Source organism: Paludicola sp. MB14-C6, assembly GCF_030908625.1.
Taxonomy (GTDB): Bacteria; Bacillota; Clostridia; order Oscillospirales; family Ruminococcaceae; genus Paludihabitans.
Genome location: NZ_CP133133.1, coordinates 1,549,147 through 1,567,883, shown reverse-complemented (window position 1 = coordinate 1,567,883; position 18,737 = coordinate 1,549,147). Strand labels below are relative to the sequence as shown.

The following is an 18,737-nucleotide window of genomic DNA, read 5'->3' as shown; positions in this document are numbered from 1 at the left end:
GGATACACATATGGCGCGCTCATTTGAAATAAAACATCATCGACGCATAGTGGCTTTAATTATTTTGGTCGTGATGATCTTTACACTTGCCGTTATGCGTGTATTTGAATATCAATTAGTAAAAGGTGAAGAATTTTTAAAGTTAGCAGAAGAAAGTTCTTCTGTACAAATTCCGATTGTTGCGGCAAGAGGCGAAATTGTAGACCGAAATGGAGTTCCGTTTACGCAAAATAAAGCTACATTTAATTTGGAATTTGACTATACGTTTTTACCTAAAGGCAAAGAAAACGAAACTATTTATTCTTTAATTAAAATTTTAGAAAAGCAAGGCGAAGATTGGGTTGACGAATTGCCAATTACAAAAACTGAGCCTTATAAATTTATTGAGGGTAAAGAAGCTGAAGTAGCTAAACTAAAGAAAAAAATCAATGTAAATGAATATACCAGTGCACAAAACTGTATGGATAATATCTATCAAATGACTGGTATAAAGAAATATAAAGATAAAAAAGAAAAATGCACACACTGTGGTAAAAAGTTTGAAGAATGTGATTATAAAGGGTATGATGAACGCTATAGCCGTTTGATTGCAGGCATTCGTTATGAAATGATTCAAAAGGATTTCTCTCGATGGACCAATCGTTGTACAGTTGCTTCCGATATTACACCTCAAACCGTTGCATTGGTTCGTGAATTTTCAAATCAACTAAAAGGTCTTGAAGTAGTAGAACGTGCAACCAGAACTTATATTAGTGGTGATGCAGCATCTCACATTATTGGTAGTCTTGGACCAATTTACGCAGAAGAAAAAGATAAATATAAGCCAGGACAAACGGGCAGCAGATATAGTATGACTGACTTAGTCGGCAAAAGCGGTATCGAAAAAGCAATGGAGAATGACTTAAAAGGTATCAACGGACAAATGTCAGTTGTTAAAAACTCCAAAGGCGATATAGTTGACATTGTGGAAACCAAAGCTCCGGTTGCAGGAAAAACCGTTCAACTCTCTATTGACTTAGCTTTCCAAAAAGAAGTACAACAAATTCTTGCCGATTACATTAAAAACTTTAACGAAACCAATACGAAAAATAAAAATGTTAAAGGTGCATCTATCGTTGTAATGGATACAAAAACCGGAGGCGTTTTGGCTTCTGTTTCATATCCGTATTTTGATATTAACGAATATCGTTCCAACTATGCAACCTTATCAACCAGAGAAGATAAACCGTTATTCAACAGAGCATTAAACGGAGCTTATCGTCCGGGTTCAACGTTTAAACCAGTAGTAGCAGCTGGCGCATTGGCTGAAAATAAGATTACCCCATCCACCACCGTTTTTTGTGATGGAGCATATCATTTTTGGCCAAAATGGGACCCACTACCAAGCTGCTTAAGCATAGGACATAGAAATCAAAGTTTAAATGTAGTATCTGCCCTACAATATTCTTGTAATGTGTTTTTTTATGATACAGGCCGTATTTTGGGCATTAACAAGATAAATGAATATGGCCGCCTATTTGGATTTGGAGTCGAAACCGGATTAGAACTTCCAAATGCTGTTGGTAATCTTTCCGGACCAGAGTATTCCGAAAAGTTGAAAGCTGTTTGGAATCCAGGAAACGTTATTCAAGCGGCAATTGGTCAGATGGATACGAATGTATCGCCACTGCAAATGGCGATTGAAGCCTCTACAATTGCGAATAAAGGAACACGCTATAACGCTCACTTGGTAAAAAGTATTCTTTCCAATGATAAGAAAACTGTTGTTTCAGAAAAGAAGCCAACGATTGCCTCTCAATATAAAATGTCAGACGAGGCATTTACTGAAATTTCAAGCGGTATGATTTTAGCGGGTAAAGGAATTGGCGCACCAAACCAATTAACCGATTTAGGCTATGATGTGGCAGTAAAAACAGGTACTCCTCAGGTTACTAAAACGAAAACCAACAATGCGTTTATTGCATTTGCCCCCGTTGCTCAACCCGAAATTGCAATTTCTTGTATGGTCGAAGATGGAGAAGTTGCTAATCGTATGGTACGCTCCATTTTATTGGCATATGAAAAAGCAAAAGCAAATTGGAAAAAATAAAATTTACTAGTGCAAATGAATTTTATATTTGATAAAATAAGAATGACGATTTATACAATTTTTTATGGCAATGAGTGAAGTAAACTGTTTTCGGAGGTAACTATGGCTAAGATTATATCAGTTGTGTCTGGAAAAGGTGGAACAGGTAAGTCTACCGTTAGTGCCGGACTGGGTTTATCTTTGGCTAAAATGCAATATTCCGTTTTAATGGTTGATTTAGATATTGGTCTTCGCTCTTTAGATATTTTATTGGGATTAGAAAATAAAATTGTTTTTGATATAGGCGACATCATAGAGAATAAATGTAAAATGTCTGATGCAATCACGAAACATAAAACTTATTCTGCACTTTGTTTGCTTTGTGCTCCTATGAGTATTACAAAATCTTTTACCGTATCAAAAGTAATTGAGCTAATAGATTCTTTGAAAAAAGAATATGATTATATCATTTTGGATTTACCCGCAGGTTTAGGGCTTAGCGTTATTGTAGCGGAAGCTTTAACCGATTTGCTTTGTATTGTTACTTCTCCGGATGTTGTTACACTGAGAGATTCTCGAAAAATATGCGATGTACTGAGCCAAAATTCGGATCAGGAATGCAAAGTAATCATTAACCGAGTTTCTAAAACTGCTTTGAAAACAAGTGATGTCAAAGATTTAGATGAAGTAATGGATATGGTAGGCGCACCTTTACTTGGTGTCGTTCGAGAAGATCAATGGATTGTAAGCAACTTAGGTCTTACAAATAATCCGAAAAAAGCAACGAATGAAATGCAAAAAACATTTCACGCAATTGCAAAACGTATTACTGGTGAATATGTTCCTTTGGTTGTTACAACCGTATAACCAAATAATATAGAGCAACAATTGTTGCAGAATGGAGAAAAAATATGAATATAGCCATCATTGCGCATGATTCAAAAAAAGAACTCATGATACAGTTTTGTATTGCATATTGCGGTATTCTTTGTAAACACCAAATATGTGCAACAGGTACAACAGGCAAATTAGTGGAAGAAGCAACCGGATTAAACATTGTTAAATTTTTAAGCGGTGTACAAGGCGGAGATCAACAAATTGCTTCTCGTATTGCTTGTAACGAAATCGATATGGTATTATTTTTCCGAGACCCGCTTACCGTTAAAGAGCATGAGCCAAATGAAATGAATTTACTACGTTTATGTGATGTGCATAATATTCCGATTGCAACAAATATTGCAACAGGCGAAATGTTGATTCATGGACTAGAACGAGGCGACTTGGATTGGAGAGAAATTCTTCATTCAAATAGATAAAAAAAGCGTTGAAAAGGAAGAGTACCATTTGCTTTTTATTTCAGAGAACGACATACTTAACTTTTGGTTAAGGGCTGTAAGTGTCGGTAAATAAGTATTTGGGAAGACACCTTGGAGCTATTATGTGAACAATACTGATTCGCGTTTCAAATAACCATTAATAATTAAAGTTGTTTGAAACACAAATAAGTAAAAGCATAATCGTTTTCCGCGTTAAGGATATAAGAGAGCATCAACGATACTCTGAATTAGGGTGGCACCACGAAAGTTAAACTTCGTCCCTTGGCCGTATTTACGGTCAAGGTGCGAAGTTTTGTTATATTATACAATATATTTTAATAGAGATTAAGGAGAATGAAAATGGCAATTACCGCACCAAGAGGCACACAGGATATTCTTCCAGGTGAAAGCTATAGATGGCAATTTGTTGAACGTTTGGTATTAGAAGCAGCGTCAAAATATGGTTTTCAGGAAATTCGCACCCCAACTTTTGAACAATTGGATTTGTTCTGTAGAAGTGTTGGCGATACGACTGATGTTGTGCAAAAAGAAATGTTTGAAGTGAAAGCACAAAAAGGAACCGATTTATTTGCATTAAAACCAGAGGGCACTGCGGGTGTAGTAAGAAGTGCAATTGAAAAGAGCTTATTGAATGATGCACTTCCTTTTAAAGCTTGCTATATCACCCCTTGTTTTCGTCATGAGCGTCCACAAGCGGGCCGATTAAGAGAATTTCACCAATTCGGTTGTGAAATGTTTGGATCAAAATCGCCTTCTGCTGACGTTGAAATTATTTCGATTGCAAACCATATCTTTCAAATGCTTGATATTAAAGGAATAGAATTAAATATCAATTCTATTGGTTGTCCAACTTGCAGAGCTGACTATCATAGAGCATTGAAAGAATATTTCACAGCGAAAAAGGATGTACTTTGCGGAACTTGTTTAGAGCGTTTAGATAAAAACCCAATGCGTATTTTAGATTGCAAATGTCCAACTTGTCAAGAGGTTGCAAAGGATGCACCAATTGTATTGGATTATCTTTGTGAGGATTGCAAAACTCACTTTGATGGCGTTCAAACCAGATTGCATACGCTAGGCATCCCATTCCAAATCAACACAAAAATCGTTCGTGGATTAGACTACTACACCAAAACTGTTTTTGAGTTTATTTCCAATGATATCGGTGCACAAGGTACTATTTGCGGTGGTGGTCGCTACGACGGTCTTGTCGAGCAACTTGGCGGTAAGCCAACTCCTGCACTTGGCTTTGGTATGGGAATTGAGCGTTTACTCATGTTGCTTCAAGCACAGGGTATTACAATTCCTGAACCAAGAGCTTGTGAATTATATATTGGAAGCATGGGCGAAAAAGCAAATATTAAAGCTTGTGAGCTGACCAACCAACTTCGTGCTGAAGGCTTTTATGTAGAGTGTGATTTAATGGACCGCAGCGTAAAAGCACAAATGAAATATGCGAATAAAATAAAAGCACAGTATTCCTTTGTTCTAGGCGATAATGAATTGGAAACAGGAAAAGCAAACTTAAAAGATATGCAAACAAGTGAGCAAAAAGAAATTGATTTTAATAATGATTTAATGAACATTCTATATGATGCTATGTTGGCAAGAGAAGCAAACTTAATTACCGAGCAAATCGGTGAAGATGCATTTTCAAGAATTTTAGGAATGGACAAATAAAAGCATAAACAATATAAAGGAGTCATTTTTATGAATATAGAAACTATGGGTAATTTAAAACGCACCCATTATTGTACAGAAGTATCCCTTCAAGATGTTGGCAATGAAGTTGTAGTGGGCGGATTTACACAAAGACAAAGAGATAAAGGAAACCTAATCTTTATTGACCTTCGTGACCGCACAGGTATCATTCAATTGACATTTGACGATACAACTGACCGTGAAGTTTTTGATAAAGCAAAGCATGTAAAAAGTGAATATGTATTACTTGCAAAAGGTATTGTAAAAAAGCGTGAAAGCGTGAATACAGAAATTAAAACAGGTGAGATTGAAATTTTCGTAACAGAACTTCGTGTTCTTGCCGAAGCACAAACTCCACCGTTCCATATTAACGACAACGGAAAAGTAAACGAAGAAATTCGTTTAAAATATCGTTATTTGGATTTAAGACGCAGCGAATTACAAAAGAACATTATGATGCGTCATAACATTGCAAAAGTAACAAGAGAATATTTCTATGAAAACGGATTTATTGAAATCGAAACACCAATGATGATAAAATCAACACCGGAGGGTGCAAGAGACTATGTTGTGCCTTCTCGTGTGCATAATGGTAAATTCTATGCGTTACCACAATCTCCTCAGATTTACAAACAGCTTCTTATGATTTCTGGATATGACCGTTATATCCAATTGGCTCGTTGCTTTAGAGATGAAGACCTTCGTGCTGACCGTCAACCTGAATTTACGCAAATTGACTTAGAAATGAGCTTTGTGGACATTGATGATATTTTAGCAATGGGCGAAGGATATGTACAACGCTTATTTAAAGATGTATTAGATGTTGAAATTCCATTACCACTTCCACGTATGACCTATAAAGATGCAATGGAGCGTTACGGCAGCGATAAACCGGATACTCGTTTTGGAATGGAAATCGTTGATTTATCCGAAATCGTAAAAGATTGTGACTTTAGCGTGTTTACCGGTGCAATTGCAGATGGCGGCAGTGTTCGTGCAATTGTTGCTAAAAATGCAGCAGGCGAGCTAACTCGTAAAGCAATTGATAAACTAACCGAATATGTTCGTGGCATTGGTGCAAAAGGTTTAGCTTATGTAAGATGGGCTGATGAAGCGCCAAACTGTTCTTTCGGCAAATTTATGAAAGAGAGCGAGCTAGAAGCAATTCTATCTCATATCGGATGTGAAAAAGGCGACGTTGCATTTATTGTTGCAGATAAAAACAAGGTAACACTTCCTGTTTTAGGTTCTCTTCGTTTAACTGTTGCAAAACAATTAGATATCATTCCTGAAGGCTTTAATTTCTTATGGATTACTGAATTCCCATTCTTTGAATTTGATGAAGATTCTCAAACTTGGGTTGCAATGCACCATCCATTTACCATGCCAATGGACGAATGTATCGATTTATTAGATACCGATCCCGGCGCAGTTCGTGCAAAAGCATATGACTTAGTATTAAACGGCACAGAGCTTTCCAGTGGTTCTATTCGTATCACAAATTATAAACTGCAACAAAAAATGTTTGCAGCTCTAGGCTTAACCGAAGAAGAAATCGAAGCAAAATTCGGATTCTTAGTAAATGCATATAAATACGGAGCTCCACCACACGGCGGTATGGGAATTGGATTAGACCGTATTTCTATGATCATGTGCGGTGCGGAAACGCTAAAAGATGTTACCGCATTTCCAAAAGTGCAAAATGCAAGCGAGTTAATGTCTGAATGTCCATCCGTTATTGATGAAAAACAACTTGACGAACTTGGCATTTGTATAAAAACAAAAGAAGTAACCGAATAAAAGCGGTTACTTCAATCAAACAATTAAGGAGTTGACTGTTATGCCCTTTAATATGCCTTATTCACCGGATATTCCTAGCGAAGTATTTTCTATTTTAGGCGTGATTGTAGCTATTGTGTTATCAATCCTTGCCATTAAGACTGTAGTGTTTTACATTTTTGAAGCTGTATCCTTATATACTATAGCTAAAAAGCGTGGTATCGCAAATCCTTGGATTAGCTTTATTCCAATCGTAAATAAATATATGGTTGGAGCAATTGCTGACAATATCAATGCTTATATTAACAAACGTACGTCATACCGATATTTACTTATAATTTTAAATATCGTAACCCAAGTTATGAGCATATTTTTTTATATTGCTTATTTTAAATTTTTATTAAGTGATGGCTTATCATGGTTAATCGAAGATCCTTCTATGTACACGCAAAATATGCTACCGTTTATGGGGTTAAGCGGAATTGTAAGCCTAGTATCTATTGCTTACATTGTATTTTATTTTATTGCCATGTATCGCATTTTTGTTGATTACAATCAACGTAATGCCGTATTATTTACTGTTTTATCTATTTTCTTTAGAGGAGTTGGTCTCCCTTACTTCTTCCTATTCTCACTTCGCAACAAACCATCTGCATCTTTATACTATGCACAACAAATGCAGCAAAATGCAATGCATTATCAACCATATATGCAAGGAAGCGGATATTCACAAGCAAATCCAAACCAACAACCAACGCAACCTACTAACCCAAATAATCAGAATAACGATTCAAATATAAAATAGCAATAAAATTTGATATAGTTAATGGATAATTTAATTAGTAGGAGTTATTAACATGGAAACGTATTCGCCACTTTCAAATCCTGATATGATAGCAGCAATAGTAACTATTTTTTTATTTTAGGAGCTGGGTTAATTTCTTATGTCTTTAAAGGAATTGGATTATATACAATTGCCAAAAATCGTAGTTATCCAAAACCTTGGTTAAGTTGGGTGCCAGTTGCACGTTATTATCTATTAGGAAATATAGCAGACCATATTAACAAATGTAAAGGCAAAAAAACAAGTTATCGTAAGAAACTAGTCGGTCTGTATTGTGCGGTAATTGGAATGATTATATTAAGTTGTATTGTTTTTTTACTACATGTATTAGGTATATATCTTGGATTAGAAATTACAACATTCATCAGAAGCAGAGGGATATTTCCAGTTCTATTGTTGTTGTTGTATTTTGCTCTTATAATTCTTTATTTAGTTGCTTGTGTTTTTAAATTTATCGCATCATATCAAATTTATTGTGACTATGATCCGAATAATGCAGTCTTATATTTGATACTTTCGATTATTTTTCGTGCAATAATATTACAATCTATTTTCTTATTTGTTATTCGTAACAAACCGTCCTTATCGATTTATTATGCACAACAGTATCAACATTACATGCAAAATCAACAAGCTTATTGTAATCCACAACAACCATATAACTCACACAACCCGAATATTCATTAACAGGTATTAAGCTGTAACAATAGATAAATTTCTACTGTTGCAGCTTATGCTATGGGTGAAATAGCAATACCGTATCATAAATAAAGATTCAAACTAAAGTTGTATATGAAAGAGATGGTATATTTATGTTGAAAGAAAACGCAGTTATTCTATTTCAAGGCGATTCTATTACCGATGCGGGAAGAACCTATGATGCAAGCAACGATCTTGGTGCAGGTGAAGATCCTAAAAAAGCAGAGCTTGGTCTTGGCTTTGGTTATCCGCTAAAAGTAAAAGAATATTTGGATACCTTTCATAAGGACAAGCATATAACAGTAATCAATCGTGGAATCAGCGGAAACCGTACGGTTGACTTGAAAAACCGTTGGGATGAAGATTGTATTCAATTAAAGCCCGACTTTTTATCAATACTGATTGGTATTAATGATACTTGGAGAAGATACGATTCCAATCAACTTACTACAACAGAAGAATATGAAGAAAATTTCCGAACAATCTTAAAAAGGGCAAAAGAAGAATGTCATTGTGATATTATTATTTTAGAACCTTTTTTACTTCCAACTGACCCTTCAAAAGAAAGCTGGAGAGAAGATTTAGATCCAAAAATTCAAGTTGCAAGAAAGTTAGCTCGAGAATTTCATGCTACCTATATTCCGTTAGATGGTGTTTTTGCCGCAAATTGTGTAAACGAAAATCCTGTAAAACTATCACTTGACGGCGTACATCCAACTTCCGCAGGGCACAGCATGATTGCCAAACTATGGCTGGATATTATGTTATAGTATTTTACATAATAACATATGCTAAATGGTAACAAAAATTATTACTACAATGAAAATCCTCAGATTATTTCTGAGGATTTTCATTTTCTTGACATATTTTTAAGAATGCGTTTACCGAATTTGTAATAGATAGCCCTTTCAGCCTGACAACACCAATTTGTCGTTCAGGAATAGGCGGAGCGATTCTCAATTCTACTAATTCACCTGTTTTTAGATAATGTTTTGAAAACTCTTTCATAACACAAGAAACACCTAAGTTTATTTTTGCGAACTCCAAAAGCAACTCATGAGAACCAAGCTCTATTTCAGGTTGCAGCTGAATTCCATGTGATTGAAAAAAGTTTTGAATATACCGACGAGAATTCGCCTTGTTTTCCAATAAAATGAGTGGCAGTTCTGCTGCCTCTTGTAAGGAGAAGATTTTTGTTACATAATTTTCCGTTAGCGGGTTACCAACAAAAATATCATGTACTGTTAGAATTGGCTCTACAATCAGCTCATCATCCTCTAAAGGTAAGTTAACAAAGGCTAGATCGACTTTGCCGGATTTCAATAATGCAACAGATTCCAAGGTTGTACGATTGAAAATTTGTAATTTTATTTTGGGATAAGCATTATGAAAAGTTTCCAGCTTATTTAATAATAGATATTGGGATATTGTATCTGATGCCGCAACTTTCAAATCACCATCTAATAAATTCTTCATTGCTTCTAGCTTTTTTTCGCCTGCTGTCAGCAAATCCATTGCGGATGATGCATATTCATATAGCGTTTGCCCTTCCGCTGTTAACACAACCCCTGTGGGCGTACGGTGAAATAGATTCATAGATAGACTTTCTTCTAATTGTTTGATGGATTGACTTACCGCTGATTGAGAGATAAAGAGCTCCTTTGCAGCATCTGATATACTTCCCATTTCACAAACAGTTTTAAATACGCGATAAAGCTCCAACTTAACAGCCATTTAATCGCCCCTTTATATTAGAATTACTTATGGATTGCATTAGAAAAACATATTTTACTTATATTATTTCTTCCAGTATAATAGATATGTAACTGAAATTCAAGTAATTTGTTCGGAGGAAATTAGAATGGAAAGAAAAGTTGGTACGGTTGTTCGTGGAGTTAGAGCTCCTATTATCCGTGAAGGCGATAACTTAGCAGAAATCGTTGTTGATTCAATTCTAGATGCACAAAAAGCAGAAGGCTTTACCATTAACGATAAAGATGTTGTTGCAGTAACAGAAGCTGTTGTTGCTCGTGCGCAAGGTAACTATGCAACAATTGATGCAATTGCTGCTGATGTAAAAGCAAAATTTGGAGATGAAACCGTTGGAGTAATCTTCCCTATTTTAAGCAGAAACCGTTTTGCAATATGCTTAAAAGGTATTGCTTCCGGTTGTAAAAAAGTCGTGTTAATGCTAAGCTATCCATCTGATGAAGTTGGTAACCACTTAGTAGATATCGATCTTTTAGATGAAAAAGGCGTAAACCCTTATACTGATATTTTAACAGAAGAAAAATATCGTGAATTATTCGGCACAATTCTGCATCCATTCACTGGTGTGGACTATGTTGACTATTATAAAAATTTAATTAAAGATTGTGGTGCAGAAGTAGAAATTATTTTTGCAAACAACTGCAAAACCATCTTAGATTATACAAAAAATGTTCTAACTTGTGATATTCATACAAGATTCCGCACGAAACGTATTTTAAAAGCAAACGGCGCTAATAAAGTTTATGGCCTAGACGATATTTTAACTGCATCTGTAAATGGTAGCGGTTACAACGAAAGCTATGGCTTACTAGGCTCTAATAAAGCAACCGAAACAACAGTAAAACTATTTCCAAATAACTGTCAACCTTTTGTTAATGCCGTTGCGGAAAAATTAAACGCTGCTACCGGTAAAAATGTTGAAGTAATGGTTTACGGTGATGGCGCATTTAAAGATCCAGTCGGAAAAATTTGGGAGCTTGCTGATCCGGTTGTTTCTCCAGCCTATACCAAAGGTCTAGAGGGAACACCAAACGAAATTAAATTAAAATACCTAGCAGATAATAATTTTGCTCATCTTTCAGGCGATGAATTAAAAGCTGCGATTTCTGAATACATTAAATCCAAATCAGATAATTTAGTTGGTCAAATGGAATCACAAGGAACAACTCCTCGTCGATTAACTGATTTAATTGGTTCCCTTTGCGATTTAACTTCAGGTAGTGGTGATAAAGGAACTCCAATTGTGTTTATTCAAAATTATTTTGATAATTACGCTAAGTAATTAGAAATATTTTCTACTACTGTATATAAATTTATAAAAAATGAGTAATACGCAGTGTAAACTTTCAACGTTTTCAACAATTGAGTTGTTGAAAACGTTGAAAACCCTATAAAAACAAGCCTAGTTTTCAACATCAAAATTGAAACTAGGTTTCTTTTTGTTTATATTATGTAAAAAAATATGAATATATTTACTTAAAGTTATAAAAAGTAACAAATGGTGAATATTAAGCGTATCTATGGTATACTGATATAAGTGAAAGGGGAGATTTGAATGCCTGCTAGTATGGTGCATCTGTATATAGGGTATCAATTTCAACAATCTTGTCATTTGGTTCATAACAAGCCACAATTTTATTTGGGATGTATTGCGCCGGATGCTGTGAATTTAGATGGATTTGCTCCAAAAGATATTCGTTATACAGCACATTTAAGAAAAGCTGACTTAGATGATTGGATGCAAAATGTAATTGATTTTTATACAGAGTATAAAGAAAAACTAGATGATGATTTTCTATTAGGTTATGTCCTCCATATTTTTTCTGATATTGCTTGGGACAAAAAATATGATCATTTACTTTGGGCTGCTTTAAAAAAACGTGGATTACCAAAAGAACAACAATTTGGTGCACGTTGGGAAGAATTGTTTGCCTTTGATCAATTGCAATTTGATGAAAAATGGTGGACGGAACACGTAGCTTTGGAACTCAAAAAATCAAAAGCAATTCCTATTAACAATATAGATGCAGATTTAATTGACCGATACCGCATTTTTAAAGTAGATAAGAATTTGCAAGCATTACAATATGATACTCCCCGAGTTTTAACGCAAGAGCTGATGGACGAATATGCAAATTATGCAATTGCTTTATTAAAGAACGCTTTATAAAAAGCGGTAATACGTAATCCCAATTATGTTAAGTAGTTTAACAAGTCTGTGCATTTTGAACAGATAAAGGCAAAAACTAATTTTTTATTTGTGAATTTGTTCGTGTTGTATTTTTCATTACTTTATTATACAATGATATTGTAACGAAAATGATTTTTTCATTTTCCCTTGATTATAAAATATACCCCTTGAATGAGTAATGAAAGGAATGGACATTTTATGAAATGGAATTATAAGTTTATATCCAAGTTATATCGTTTAACGCATAAAATGCGCCATAGCATAGGTTTATCTTACTATATCGGGAATCCTTGCGACAACATAGTTGCGACTTCCTCCATGGGGATTATTGCACAATCTAATAGCATATAAAAATAAAGCCTACGAGTATATCTCGTAGGCTTTTTAGTATCCATAAAAAAAGGAGTATTGATATGAGCACAACAAAAAAAGTTGCCGTAATTATGGGAAGCGATAGTGATTTACCAATTGTAAATGGTGCAATCCAAACGCTAAAAAGCTTTTCTATCCCTGTTGAAGTCCATGTGATGTCTGCCCACAGAACACCTGCGCAAGCTTGTGATTTCTCTGCAAAAGCAAAAGACAACGGTTTTGGTGTTATCATTGCCGCAGCCGGTAAAGCTGCACATTTAGCCGGCGTTTTAGCTGCCCACACCACACTGCCTGTCATTGGTATTCCGATTAAATCATCTACTTTAGATGGATTAGATGCACTGCTTGCTACTGTACAAATGCCAAAAGGTATTCCCGTTGCTACTGTTGCAATAGATGGTGCCGATAATGCAGCAATCTTAGCAGCTCAAATTCTAGCTGTTTCAGATGAAGCTATCGCCTCCCAACTCCATCAAATGAAAATCAACATGCAAAACGAAGTTTTAGCAAAAGACGCAAAGTTGCAAGCTGAAATCAATCAATAAAATAATAGAAGGCAAAGAGGTAATCCCTCACGAAAGGAAAGGTCAAGCTTATGAAAAAATTAGAAATGATTTACGAAGGCAAAGCAAAAAAAGTTTACAACACAGACGACGCTAATGTTGTAATTGTTGATTACAAAGACGATGCAACTGCATTAAACGGTTTAAAAAAAGGTACCATCCATGACAAAGGCATTATCAATAACAGAGTAACCAATCACCTAATGAAAATGCTTGAAAAAGAAGGCGTTCCTACTCATTTCATAGAGGAAATTTCTGATCGTGAAACAATTGTAAAAAAAGTTTCTATTGTTCCTTTAGAAGTAATTGTACGTAACATTGCTGCTGGTTCTCTTGCAAAAAGACTTGGCCTTGAAGAAGGCGTTAAAATGAAAAGAACTGTATTAGAATATTGCTATAAAGATGATGCACTAGGCGATCCTATGGTAAATGAATATCATATTTTAGCGATGGAATACTGTACAAAAGAAGAGTTAGACCTTATTGCTTCTTATTCTTTAAAAATTAACGAGGTTCTTTCTGCTTATCTAAAAGATTTAAATATTGAACTAATTGACTTTAAATTAGAGTTTGGTAAAACTGCTGACGGAACCATTGTATTGGCAGATGAAATTTCTCCTGATACTTGCCGCTTCTGGGACAGCGTTACTCATGAAAAACTAGACAAAGACCGTTTCCGCAGAGATATGGGTGGAGAAGAAGATGCATACAAAGAGATTATGAAACGTCTTCTTGGTGAATAATAAATACAAGTTGGGTTACATCCAGTAATTCAATATAACCTTTTATTTTAGATATTTTCTTTTTCTTGATACATTTTATCCATCATTTTTAGTGGGCGAACGCTGTTCGCCCCTACCGTATTTTTCATATCTTAAAGATTAAAATTAAAAGGAGCGTTTTATGGGCGGTATATTCGGAGCAGTTTCAAAAACAGATTGTGTTACTGATTTATTTTTCGGTATTGATTATCACTCACATTTAGGCACCCGTAGAGGTGGTATGGCAGTTTATTCCGAAAATAAAGGCTTTATGAGAGCCATTCATAATATCGAAAATTCACCTTTCCGTACAAAATTCGAACGTGATGTTTTAGAAATGAAAGGTAACATCGGAATCGGCTGTATAAGTGATAATGAGCCTCAACCATTGATTGTTCGCTCTCATCTTGGTAATTATGCAATTACTACTGTTGGTCGAATTAACAATGAACAAGAACTTGTTAATCTTAGTTTTGAACAAGGAAGCTCCCACTTTCTTGAAATGAGTGGCGGAAAAATCAACGCAACCGAACTTGTTGCTTCTTTAATTAACCAAAAAGCTACTATTACAGAAGGCATTCAATATGCACAAGAGATAATAGATGGTTCTATTACAATCTTAATTCTTACCAGTGAAGGAATTTATGGAGCAAGAGATAAAATGGGCAGAACTCCATTGATCATCGGTAAAAAAGAAAATGCTTTTTGTTTATCATTTGAATCCTTTGCTTACTTAAATTTAGGCTATCGTGATAAAAAAGAATTAGGCCCCGGCGAAATTGTTTATGTAACACCGGATGGCATTAAAATAAAAAAAGCTGCGCAAAAGAAAATGAAAATATGCGCATTTTTATGGACATATTACGGCTACCCAACTTCTTGCTATGAAGGAGTTAATGTCGAACAAATGCGATACAACTGCGGTAAAATTTTAGCAAAAGATGATCACGTAGATATCGACTTTGTTGCGGGTGTTCCCGACTCAGGTACTGCACACGCAATTGGCTATGCGAATGAGTCCGGTATTCCATTTGCAAGACCATTTATTAAATATACACCGACCTGGCCAAGAAGCTTTATGCCGACTAATCAATCTATGAGAAACCTAGTAGCTCATATGAAGCTAATACCTGTGGATTCCTTAATCCGAGATAAGAAATTACTGTTTATTGATGATTCCGTTGTTCGTGGAACACAAATGCGTGAAACAGTAGAATTTTTATATGAATGTGGTGCAAAAGAGGTGCATATTAGACCTGCTTGTCCACCAATTATGTATGGATGCAAATACTTAAACTTTTCTCGTTCTACTTCAGAAATGGATTTAATTACTCGCAGAGTAATTAAAGAGTTGGAAGGCGAAAACCACGAAAATGCAGTTTCCGAATATATTGAAGCGGGAAGCGAGAAATACAACAAAATGATTGATATGATTTGTCAAAAATTAAACTTTACTTCGTTAAAATATCAAACACTAGATGGTATGCTAGATGCAATTGGTATTGACAAATCTCAAATTTGCACTTATTGTTGGAATGGTAAAGAATAATATAAATGATAAAAGCGACTGATAAAATGTTTGGAATAAGGGTGTAAAATAACAAGATACCATCCTTTGAACATTTTGATCAAAACTCGTACAAAAAATTAGGGGAAATGGAGTTTTCATTATGCAAGACAATTCAAACAGAACAAATATTCCAACACCGGTTGGCGCACTCGGCATCATTGGGATGGCTGGATGCGAAGAGCTCACTCAAAAAGTAGATAATTACTTAACTTTATGGCGTAAGGAAAGACATGAAGAAACTCACAATAATCAAATGTTTTTAGAATACGTTCGTGATTCTTACCAAATAAGATCCGTATGTCCACGTTTTGGAACAGGTGAAGCAAAGGGCGTTTTAAAAGAATCTATCCGTGGGGATGATTTATATATCCTTGTGGATGTTTTTAACTATGGTGTGACTTATACGATGTATGGACAAGAAGTTCCAATGAGCCCTGATGACCATTATTCTGATTTGAAGAGAATTATTGCAGCCACAGGTGGAAAAGCAAGAAGAATTACCGTTATCATGCCAATGCTTTATGAAGGACGTCAACACAGAAGAACTTCCAGAGAATCATTAGACTGTGCGCTATTTTTGCAAGAGCTATATGATATGGGTGTAGAAAGCATCATCACTTTCGATGCTCATGATGCAAGAGTACAAAATGCTGTTCCATTAAGTGGATTTGAAAATATCCAACCTACCTACCAATTCTTAAAGGCAATGAAAAAGAATATTGAAGATTTAAATATTGATAAAAACCATTTGATGATCGTTTCTCCTGATGAAGGTGGTATGTCAAGATGTATGTACTATTCTTCTGTATTAGGCGTTGACCTTGGTATGTTCTATAAACGTCGTGATTATTCTCAAATCATAAACGGAAGAAACCCAATTGTGGCTCATGAATTCTTGGGCGATAACGTAGATGGAAAAGACGTAATTATTATTGATGATATGATTTCTTCGGGTGATTCTGTATTGGATATCGCAAACAAGCTAAAAGAAAAAGGTGCTAGCAGAATCTTTATCTGTACTTCTTTCGGATTATTCTGTGAAGGATTAGAACACTTTGATAAAGCTTATGAAGAAGGAAAAATATCAAAAGTATTTACAACAAACTTAATTTACCGTTCTCCTGAACTAAAAAAGAGAGAATGGTATGTTGAAGTAGATATGTCTAAATATATTGCTTACATTATTGATTTCTTAAACCATGATGAATCTATCAGCGAGCTATTAAACCCAGTTCACAGAATCAACAGGTTATTAGGAAAAGAATAAATCGCAATCTATCAATAAAAATACAAGGCATGTTTTTGTATTACCGAATCGTAGGGAAACACAATTTTTGTGTTTCCCCTGCGTTTCCAATACAATCCATTCCTATCTCACTTAAAGGAGTTTATTTATGAAAAGTTTTAGCGAGAGTTACAAAGCAGCCGGTGTTGACGTTACTGCAGGCTATCAAGCAGTAGAATTGATGAAAAAGCATGTGCAAAAGACATTCACAAGTGGTGTTGTTTCCGGACTTGGTGGTTTTGGAGGATTATTTGAACTTGATTTAGAAGGCATTTCAAAACCTGTTCTGGTCTCTGGAACAGATGGTGTAGGTACCAAACTAAAACTTGCATTTTTATTAGATAAACATGATAGTGTTGGTATCGACTGTGTCGCAATGTGCGTAAACGATATTATTTGTTGTGGTGCGAAACCACTCGTTTTCTTAGACTACGTTGCAGTGGGTAAAAACATTCCTGAAAAAATCGAGCAAATCGTTTCTGGTGTAGCAGAAGGTTGTGTGCAAGCGGGTTGTGCACTCATTGGCGGAGAAACCGCAGAAATGCCTGGTTTTTATCCTGTTGACGAATATGACCTTGCAGGATTCAGTGTTGGTGTTGTTGATAAATCTAAAATTCTTGATCAAAACTCCCAAAAGCCAGGCGACGTTTTAATCGGTATCGCTTCCAGCGGTGTTCATTCTAATGGCTTCTCTTTGGTTCGCAAAGTATTCGACATTGAAAACGCTGATTTAAACAAAACATACCCAACTTTAGAAAAGCCATTAGGCGAAACATTATTGACTCCTACTAAAATATATGTAAAATCTATTTTATCTTTATTGGATACTGTAAAAGTGAAATCTATTTCTCATATCACAGGTGGCGGTTTCTATGAAAACATTCCACGTTCTTTACCGGATGGTATTACGGCTAAAATTAACCGCAGCGCAGTAAAAGTACTCCCTATTTTCGATATTATTGCAAAAGAAGGCAACATTCCGGAACGTGATATGTTCAACACCTTTAACATGGGCGTTGGCATGATTGTTTCTGTAGACAAAGCAGATGTAAAAAATGCTCTTGCTTCTTTGATATCTTCCGGTGAGGATGCTTATGTAATTGGTGAATTAATAGAAGGTGAAGAGGGCGTTATCATATGCTAAACATTGCTGTTTTGGTATCTGGCGGCGGTACAAATCTGCAAGCCCTGATTGATGCACAAAAAAACGGCGATATAAAAAATGGGCAAATCAAACTTGTCGTTGCTAGTAATGATAAAGCCTATGCTTTAGAACGTGCAAAACAAAATAATATCGCAACCTGCATTATTGCAAGAAAAACCTTTGATAAGCAAGCTGATTTTGACGAAAAACTAATTGCAACTTTAAAAGATCATAACATTGATTTAATTGTTTTAGCAGGATATTTATCTATTTTAACAAAACGTGTTACAGATTGTTTTTATAATCGTATTATTAATGTGCATCCCGCTTTAATTCCAAGCTTTTGCGGCGCCGGTTATTATGGTTTAAAAGTACATGAAGCCGCATTGCAATATGGAGTAAAGCTAACGGGTGCAACCGTCCACTTCGTAAATGAAGTAGCTGATGGTGGTGCAATTATCTTACAAAAGGCGGTTGCAGTAGAAAAAGGCGATACACCCGAGATACTACAAAAACGTGTGATGGAGCAAGCCGAGTGGATGATTCTTCCGCAAGCTGTATCTTTATTTTGTGAAGGAAAAATTAAAGTAGTTGACAATAAAGCAATCCTATCCGAGTAATTGGAATTTTAACCATTCAAAAACACATCTATC

At 35.3% G+C, this 18,737-nt stretch carries 17 protein-coding genes and 1 other annotated feature; of the genes, 16 read left to right on the top strand and 1 reads right to left on the bottom strand.

The genetic code is table 11. The features are described 5' to 3' along the window. Window positions 1-10 precede the first annotated feature (10 nt). From RBG61_RS07570 to RBG61_RS07535, 8 genes are all read left to right on the top strand, one after another. Window positions 11-2,089: a penicillin-binding transpeptidase domain-containing protein gene (locus RBG61_RS07570; protein ID WP_307942329.1), complete on the top strand. Its 2,079-nt coding sequence runs from the start codon at window positions 11-13 to the stop codon at window positions 2,087-2,089. A 102-nt stretch (window positions 2,090-2,191) separates the two neighbouring features. Beyond that, window positions 2,192-2,935, top strand: a complete 744-nt coding sequence (locus tag RBG61_RS07565; protein WP_307942328.1) for a P-loop NTPase — start codon at window positions 2,192-2,194, stop codon at window positions 2,933-2,935. 44 nt (window positions 2,936-2,979) lie between these two features. Beyond that, window positions 2,980-3,384: a methylglyoxal synthase gene (locus RBG61_RS07560; protein ID WP_307942326.1), complete on the top strand. Its 405-nt coding sequence runs from the start codon at window positions 2,980-2,982 to the stop codon at window positions 3,382-3,384. Further along, window positions 3,384-3,670 (top strand) — a binding site (T-box leader). (Overlaps the previous gene by 1 nt.) Window positions 3,671-3,744: 74 nt before the next feature. Next, window positions 3,745-5,085, top strand: a complete 1,341-nt coding sequence (gene hisS, locus RBG61_RS07555) for a histidine--tRNA ligase (protein WP_307942325.1) — start codon at window positions 3,745-3,747, stop codon at window positions 5,083-5,085. 45 nt (window positions 5,086-5,130) lie between these two features. Then, window positions 5,131-6,906 carry an aspartate--tRNA ligase gene (gene aspS / locus RBG61_RS07550; protein ID WP_307947219.1) on the top strand — a complete coding sequence of 592 codons (1,776 nt, stop codon included), beginning with the start codon at window positions 5,131-5,133 and terminating at the stop codon, window positions 6,904-6,906. A 40-nt stretch (window positions 6,907-6,946) separates the two neighbouring features. After that, the gene (locus RBG61_RS07545) at window positions 6,947-7,690 is read left to right on the top strand and encodes a hypothetical protein (protein ID WP_307942324.1); all 744 of its coding nucleotides are present in this window, start codon (window positions 6,947-6,949) and stop codon (window positions 7,688-7,690) included. 210 nt (window positions 7,691-7,900) lie between these two features. Further along, window positions 7,901-8,416: a hypothetical protein gene (locus RBG61_RS07540; protein WP_307942323.1), complete on the top strand. Its 516-nt coding sequence runs from the start codon at window positions 7,901-7,903 to the stop codon at window positions 8,414-8,416. 125 nt (window positions 8,417-8,541) lie between these two features. Continuing rightward, a complete protein-coding gene (locus RBG61_RS07535) occupies window positions 8,542-9,198 on the top strand; it encodes an SGNH/GDSL hydrolase family protein (RefSeq protein WP_307942321.1) in 657 nt (218 codons plus the stop codon). A gap of 64 nt (window positions 9,199-9,262) precedes the next feature. On the opposite strand, the gene RBG61_RS07530 is transcribed toward RBG61_RS07535, so the two are convergent. Then, window positions 9,263-10,162: a LysR family transcriptional regulator gene (locus RBG61_RS07530; protein WP_307942320.1), complete on the bottom strand. Its 900-nt coding sequence runs from the start codon at window positions 10,160-10,162 to the stop codon at window positions 9,263-9,265. A 127-nt stretch (window positions 10,163-10,289) separates the two neighbouring features. Between RBG61_RS07530 and RBG61_RS07525 the strand changes: the two genes are divergently transcribed. The 8 genes from RBG61_RS07525 to purN all read left to right on the top strand — a co-directional run bounded on the left by RBG61_RS07525 (window position 10,290) and on the right by purN (window position 18,704). Then, on the top strand, window positions 10,290-11,480 hold the full coding sequence (locus RBG61_RS07525) for a coenzyme F420-0:L-glutamate ligase (protein WP_307942319.1): 1,191 nt from the start codon (window positions 10,290-10,292) through the stop codon (window positions 11,478-11,480). A 273-nt stretch (window positions 11,481-11,753) separates the two neighbouring features. Then, window positions 11,754-12,368 (top strand): zinc dependent phospholipase C family protein, encoded by a 615-nt coding sequence (locus RBG61_RS07520; RefSeq protein WP_307942318.1) that lies wholly within the window; start codon window positions 11,754-11,756, stop codon window positions 12,366-12,368. 434 nt (window positions 12,369-12,802) lie between these two features. Further along, a complete protein-coding gene (purE, locus tag RBG61_RS07515) occupies window positions 12,803-13,306 on the top strand; it encodes a 5-(carboxyamino)imidazole ribonucleotide mutase (protein ID WP_307942317.1) in 504 nt (167 codons plus the stop codon). Between the two features lie 50 nt (window positions 13,307-13,356). Beyond that, window positions 13,357-14,067 carry a phosphoribosylaminoimidazolesuccinocarboxamide synthase gene (gene purC, locus RBG61_RS07510; RefSeq protein ID WP_307942316.1) on the top strand — a complete coding sequence of 237 codons (711 nt, stop codon included), beginning with the start codon at window positions 13,357-13,359 and terminating at the stop codon, window positions 14,065-14,067. Window positions 14,068-14,227: 160 nt separating this feature from the next. Then, a complete protein-coding gene (locus RBG61_RS07505; RefSeq protein WP_307942315.1) occupies window positions 14,228-15,634 on the top strand; it encodes an amidophosphoribosyltransferase in 1,407 nt (468 codons plus the stop codon). Window positions 15,635-15,755: 121 nt separating this feature from the next. Beyond that, on the top strand, window positions 15,756-16,922 hold the full coding sequence (locus RBG61_RS07500; RefSeq protein ID WP_307942313.1) for a ribose-phosphate pyrophosphokinase: 1,167 nt from the start codon (window positions 15,756-15,758) through the stop codon (window positions 16,920-16,922). Window positions 16,923-17,049: 127 nt separating this feature from the next. Then, window positions 17,050-18,084 carry a phosphoribosylformylglycinamidine cyclo-ligase gene (gene purM / locus RBG61_RS07495; RefSeq protein ID WP_307942312.1) on the top strand — a complete coding sequence of 345 codons (1,035 nt, stop codon included), beginning with the start codon at window positions 17,050-17,052 and terminating at the stop codon, window positions 18,082-18,084. Further along, window positions 18,078-18,704, top strand: coding sequence for a phosphoribosylglycinamide formyltransferase (gene purN / locus RBG61_RS07490; RefSeq protein ID WP_307942310.1), 627 nt, complete (start codon window positions 18,078-18,080; stop codon window positions 18,702-18,704). Before purM ends, purN begins: the two co-directional genes overlap by 7 nt. Window positions 18,705-18,737 lie beyond the last annotated feature (33 nt).

Bases quoted from the DNA above. Each gene is read 5' to 3' on its own strand.
- RBG61_RS07530 (WP_307942320.1), bottom strand. From the start codon at position 10,162: ATGGCTGTTAAGTTGGAGCTTTATCGCGTATTTAAAACTGTTTGTGAA.
- RBG61_RS07560 (WP_307942326.1), top strand. From the start codon at position 2,980: ATGAATATAGCCATCATTGCGCATGATTCAAAAAAAGAACTCATGATA.
- RBG61_RS07520 (WP_307942318.1), top strand. From the start codon at position 11,754: ATGCCTGCTAGTATGGTGCATCTGTATATAGGGTATCAATTTCAACAA.
- purC (WP_307942316.1), top strand. From the start codon at position 13,357: ATGAAAAAATTAGAAATGATTTACGAAGGCAAAGCAAAAAAAGTTTAC.
- purM (WP_307942312.1), top strand. From the start codon at position 17,050: ATGAAAAGTTTTAGCGAGAGTTACAAAGCAGCCGGTGTTGACGTTACT.
- RBG61_RS07500 (WP_307942313.1), top strand. From the start codon at position 15,756: ATGCAAGACAATTCAAACAGAACAAATATTCCAACACCGGTTGGCGCA.
- RBG61_RS07570 (WP_307942329.1), top strand. From the start codon at position 11: ATGGCGCGCTCATTTGAAATAAAACATCATCGACGCATAGTGGCTTTA.
- RBG61_RS07545 (WP_307942324.1), top strand. From the start codon at position 6,947: ATGCCCTTTAATATGCCTTATTCACCGGATATTCCTAGCGAAGTATTT.
- RBG61_RS07525 (WP_307942319.1), top strand. From the start codon at position 10,290: ATGGAAAGAAAAGTTGGTACGGTTGTTCGTGGAGTTAGAGCTCCTATT.
- purE (WP_307942317.1), top strand. From the start codon at position 12,803: ATGAGCACAACAAAAAAAGTTGCCGTAATTATGGGAAGCGATAGTGAT.
- aspS (WP_307947219.1), top strand. From the start codon at position 5,131: ATGGGTAATTTAAAACGCACCCATTATTGTACAGAAGTATCCCTTCAA.
- RBG61_RS07565 (WP_307942328.1), top strand. From the start codon at position 2,192: ATGGCTAAGATTATATCAGTTGTGTCTGGAAAAGGTGGAACAGGTAAG.
- RBG61_RS07535 (WP_307942321.1), top strand. From the start codon at position 8,542: ATGTTGAAAGAAAACGCAGTTATTCTATTTCAAGGCGATTCTATTACC.
- hisS (WP_307942325.1), top strand. From the start codon at position 3,745: ATGGCAATTACCGCACCAAGAGGCACACAGGATATTCTTCCAGGTGAA.
- purN (WP_307942310.1), top strand. From the start codon at position 18,078: ATGCTAAACATTGCTGTTTTGGTATCTGGCGGCGGTACAAATCTGCAA.
- RBG61_RS07505 (WP_307942315.1), top strand. From the start codon at position 14,228: ATGGGCGGTATATTCGGAGCAGTTTCAAAAACAGATTGTGTTACTGAT.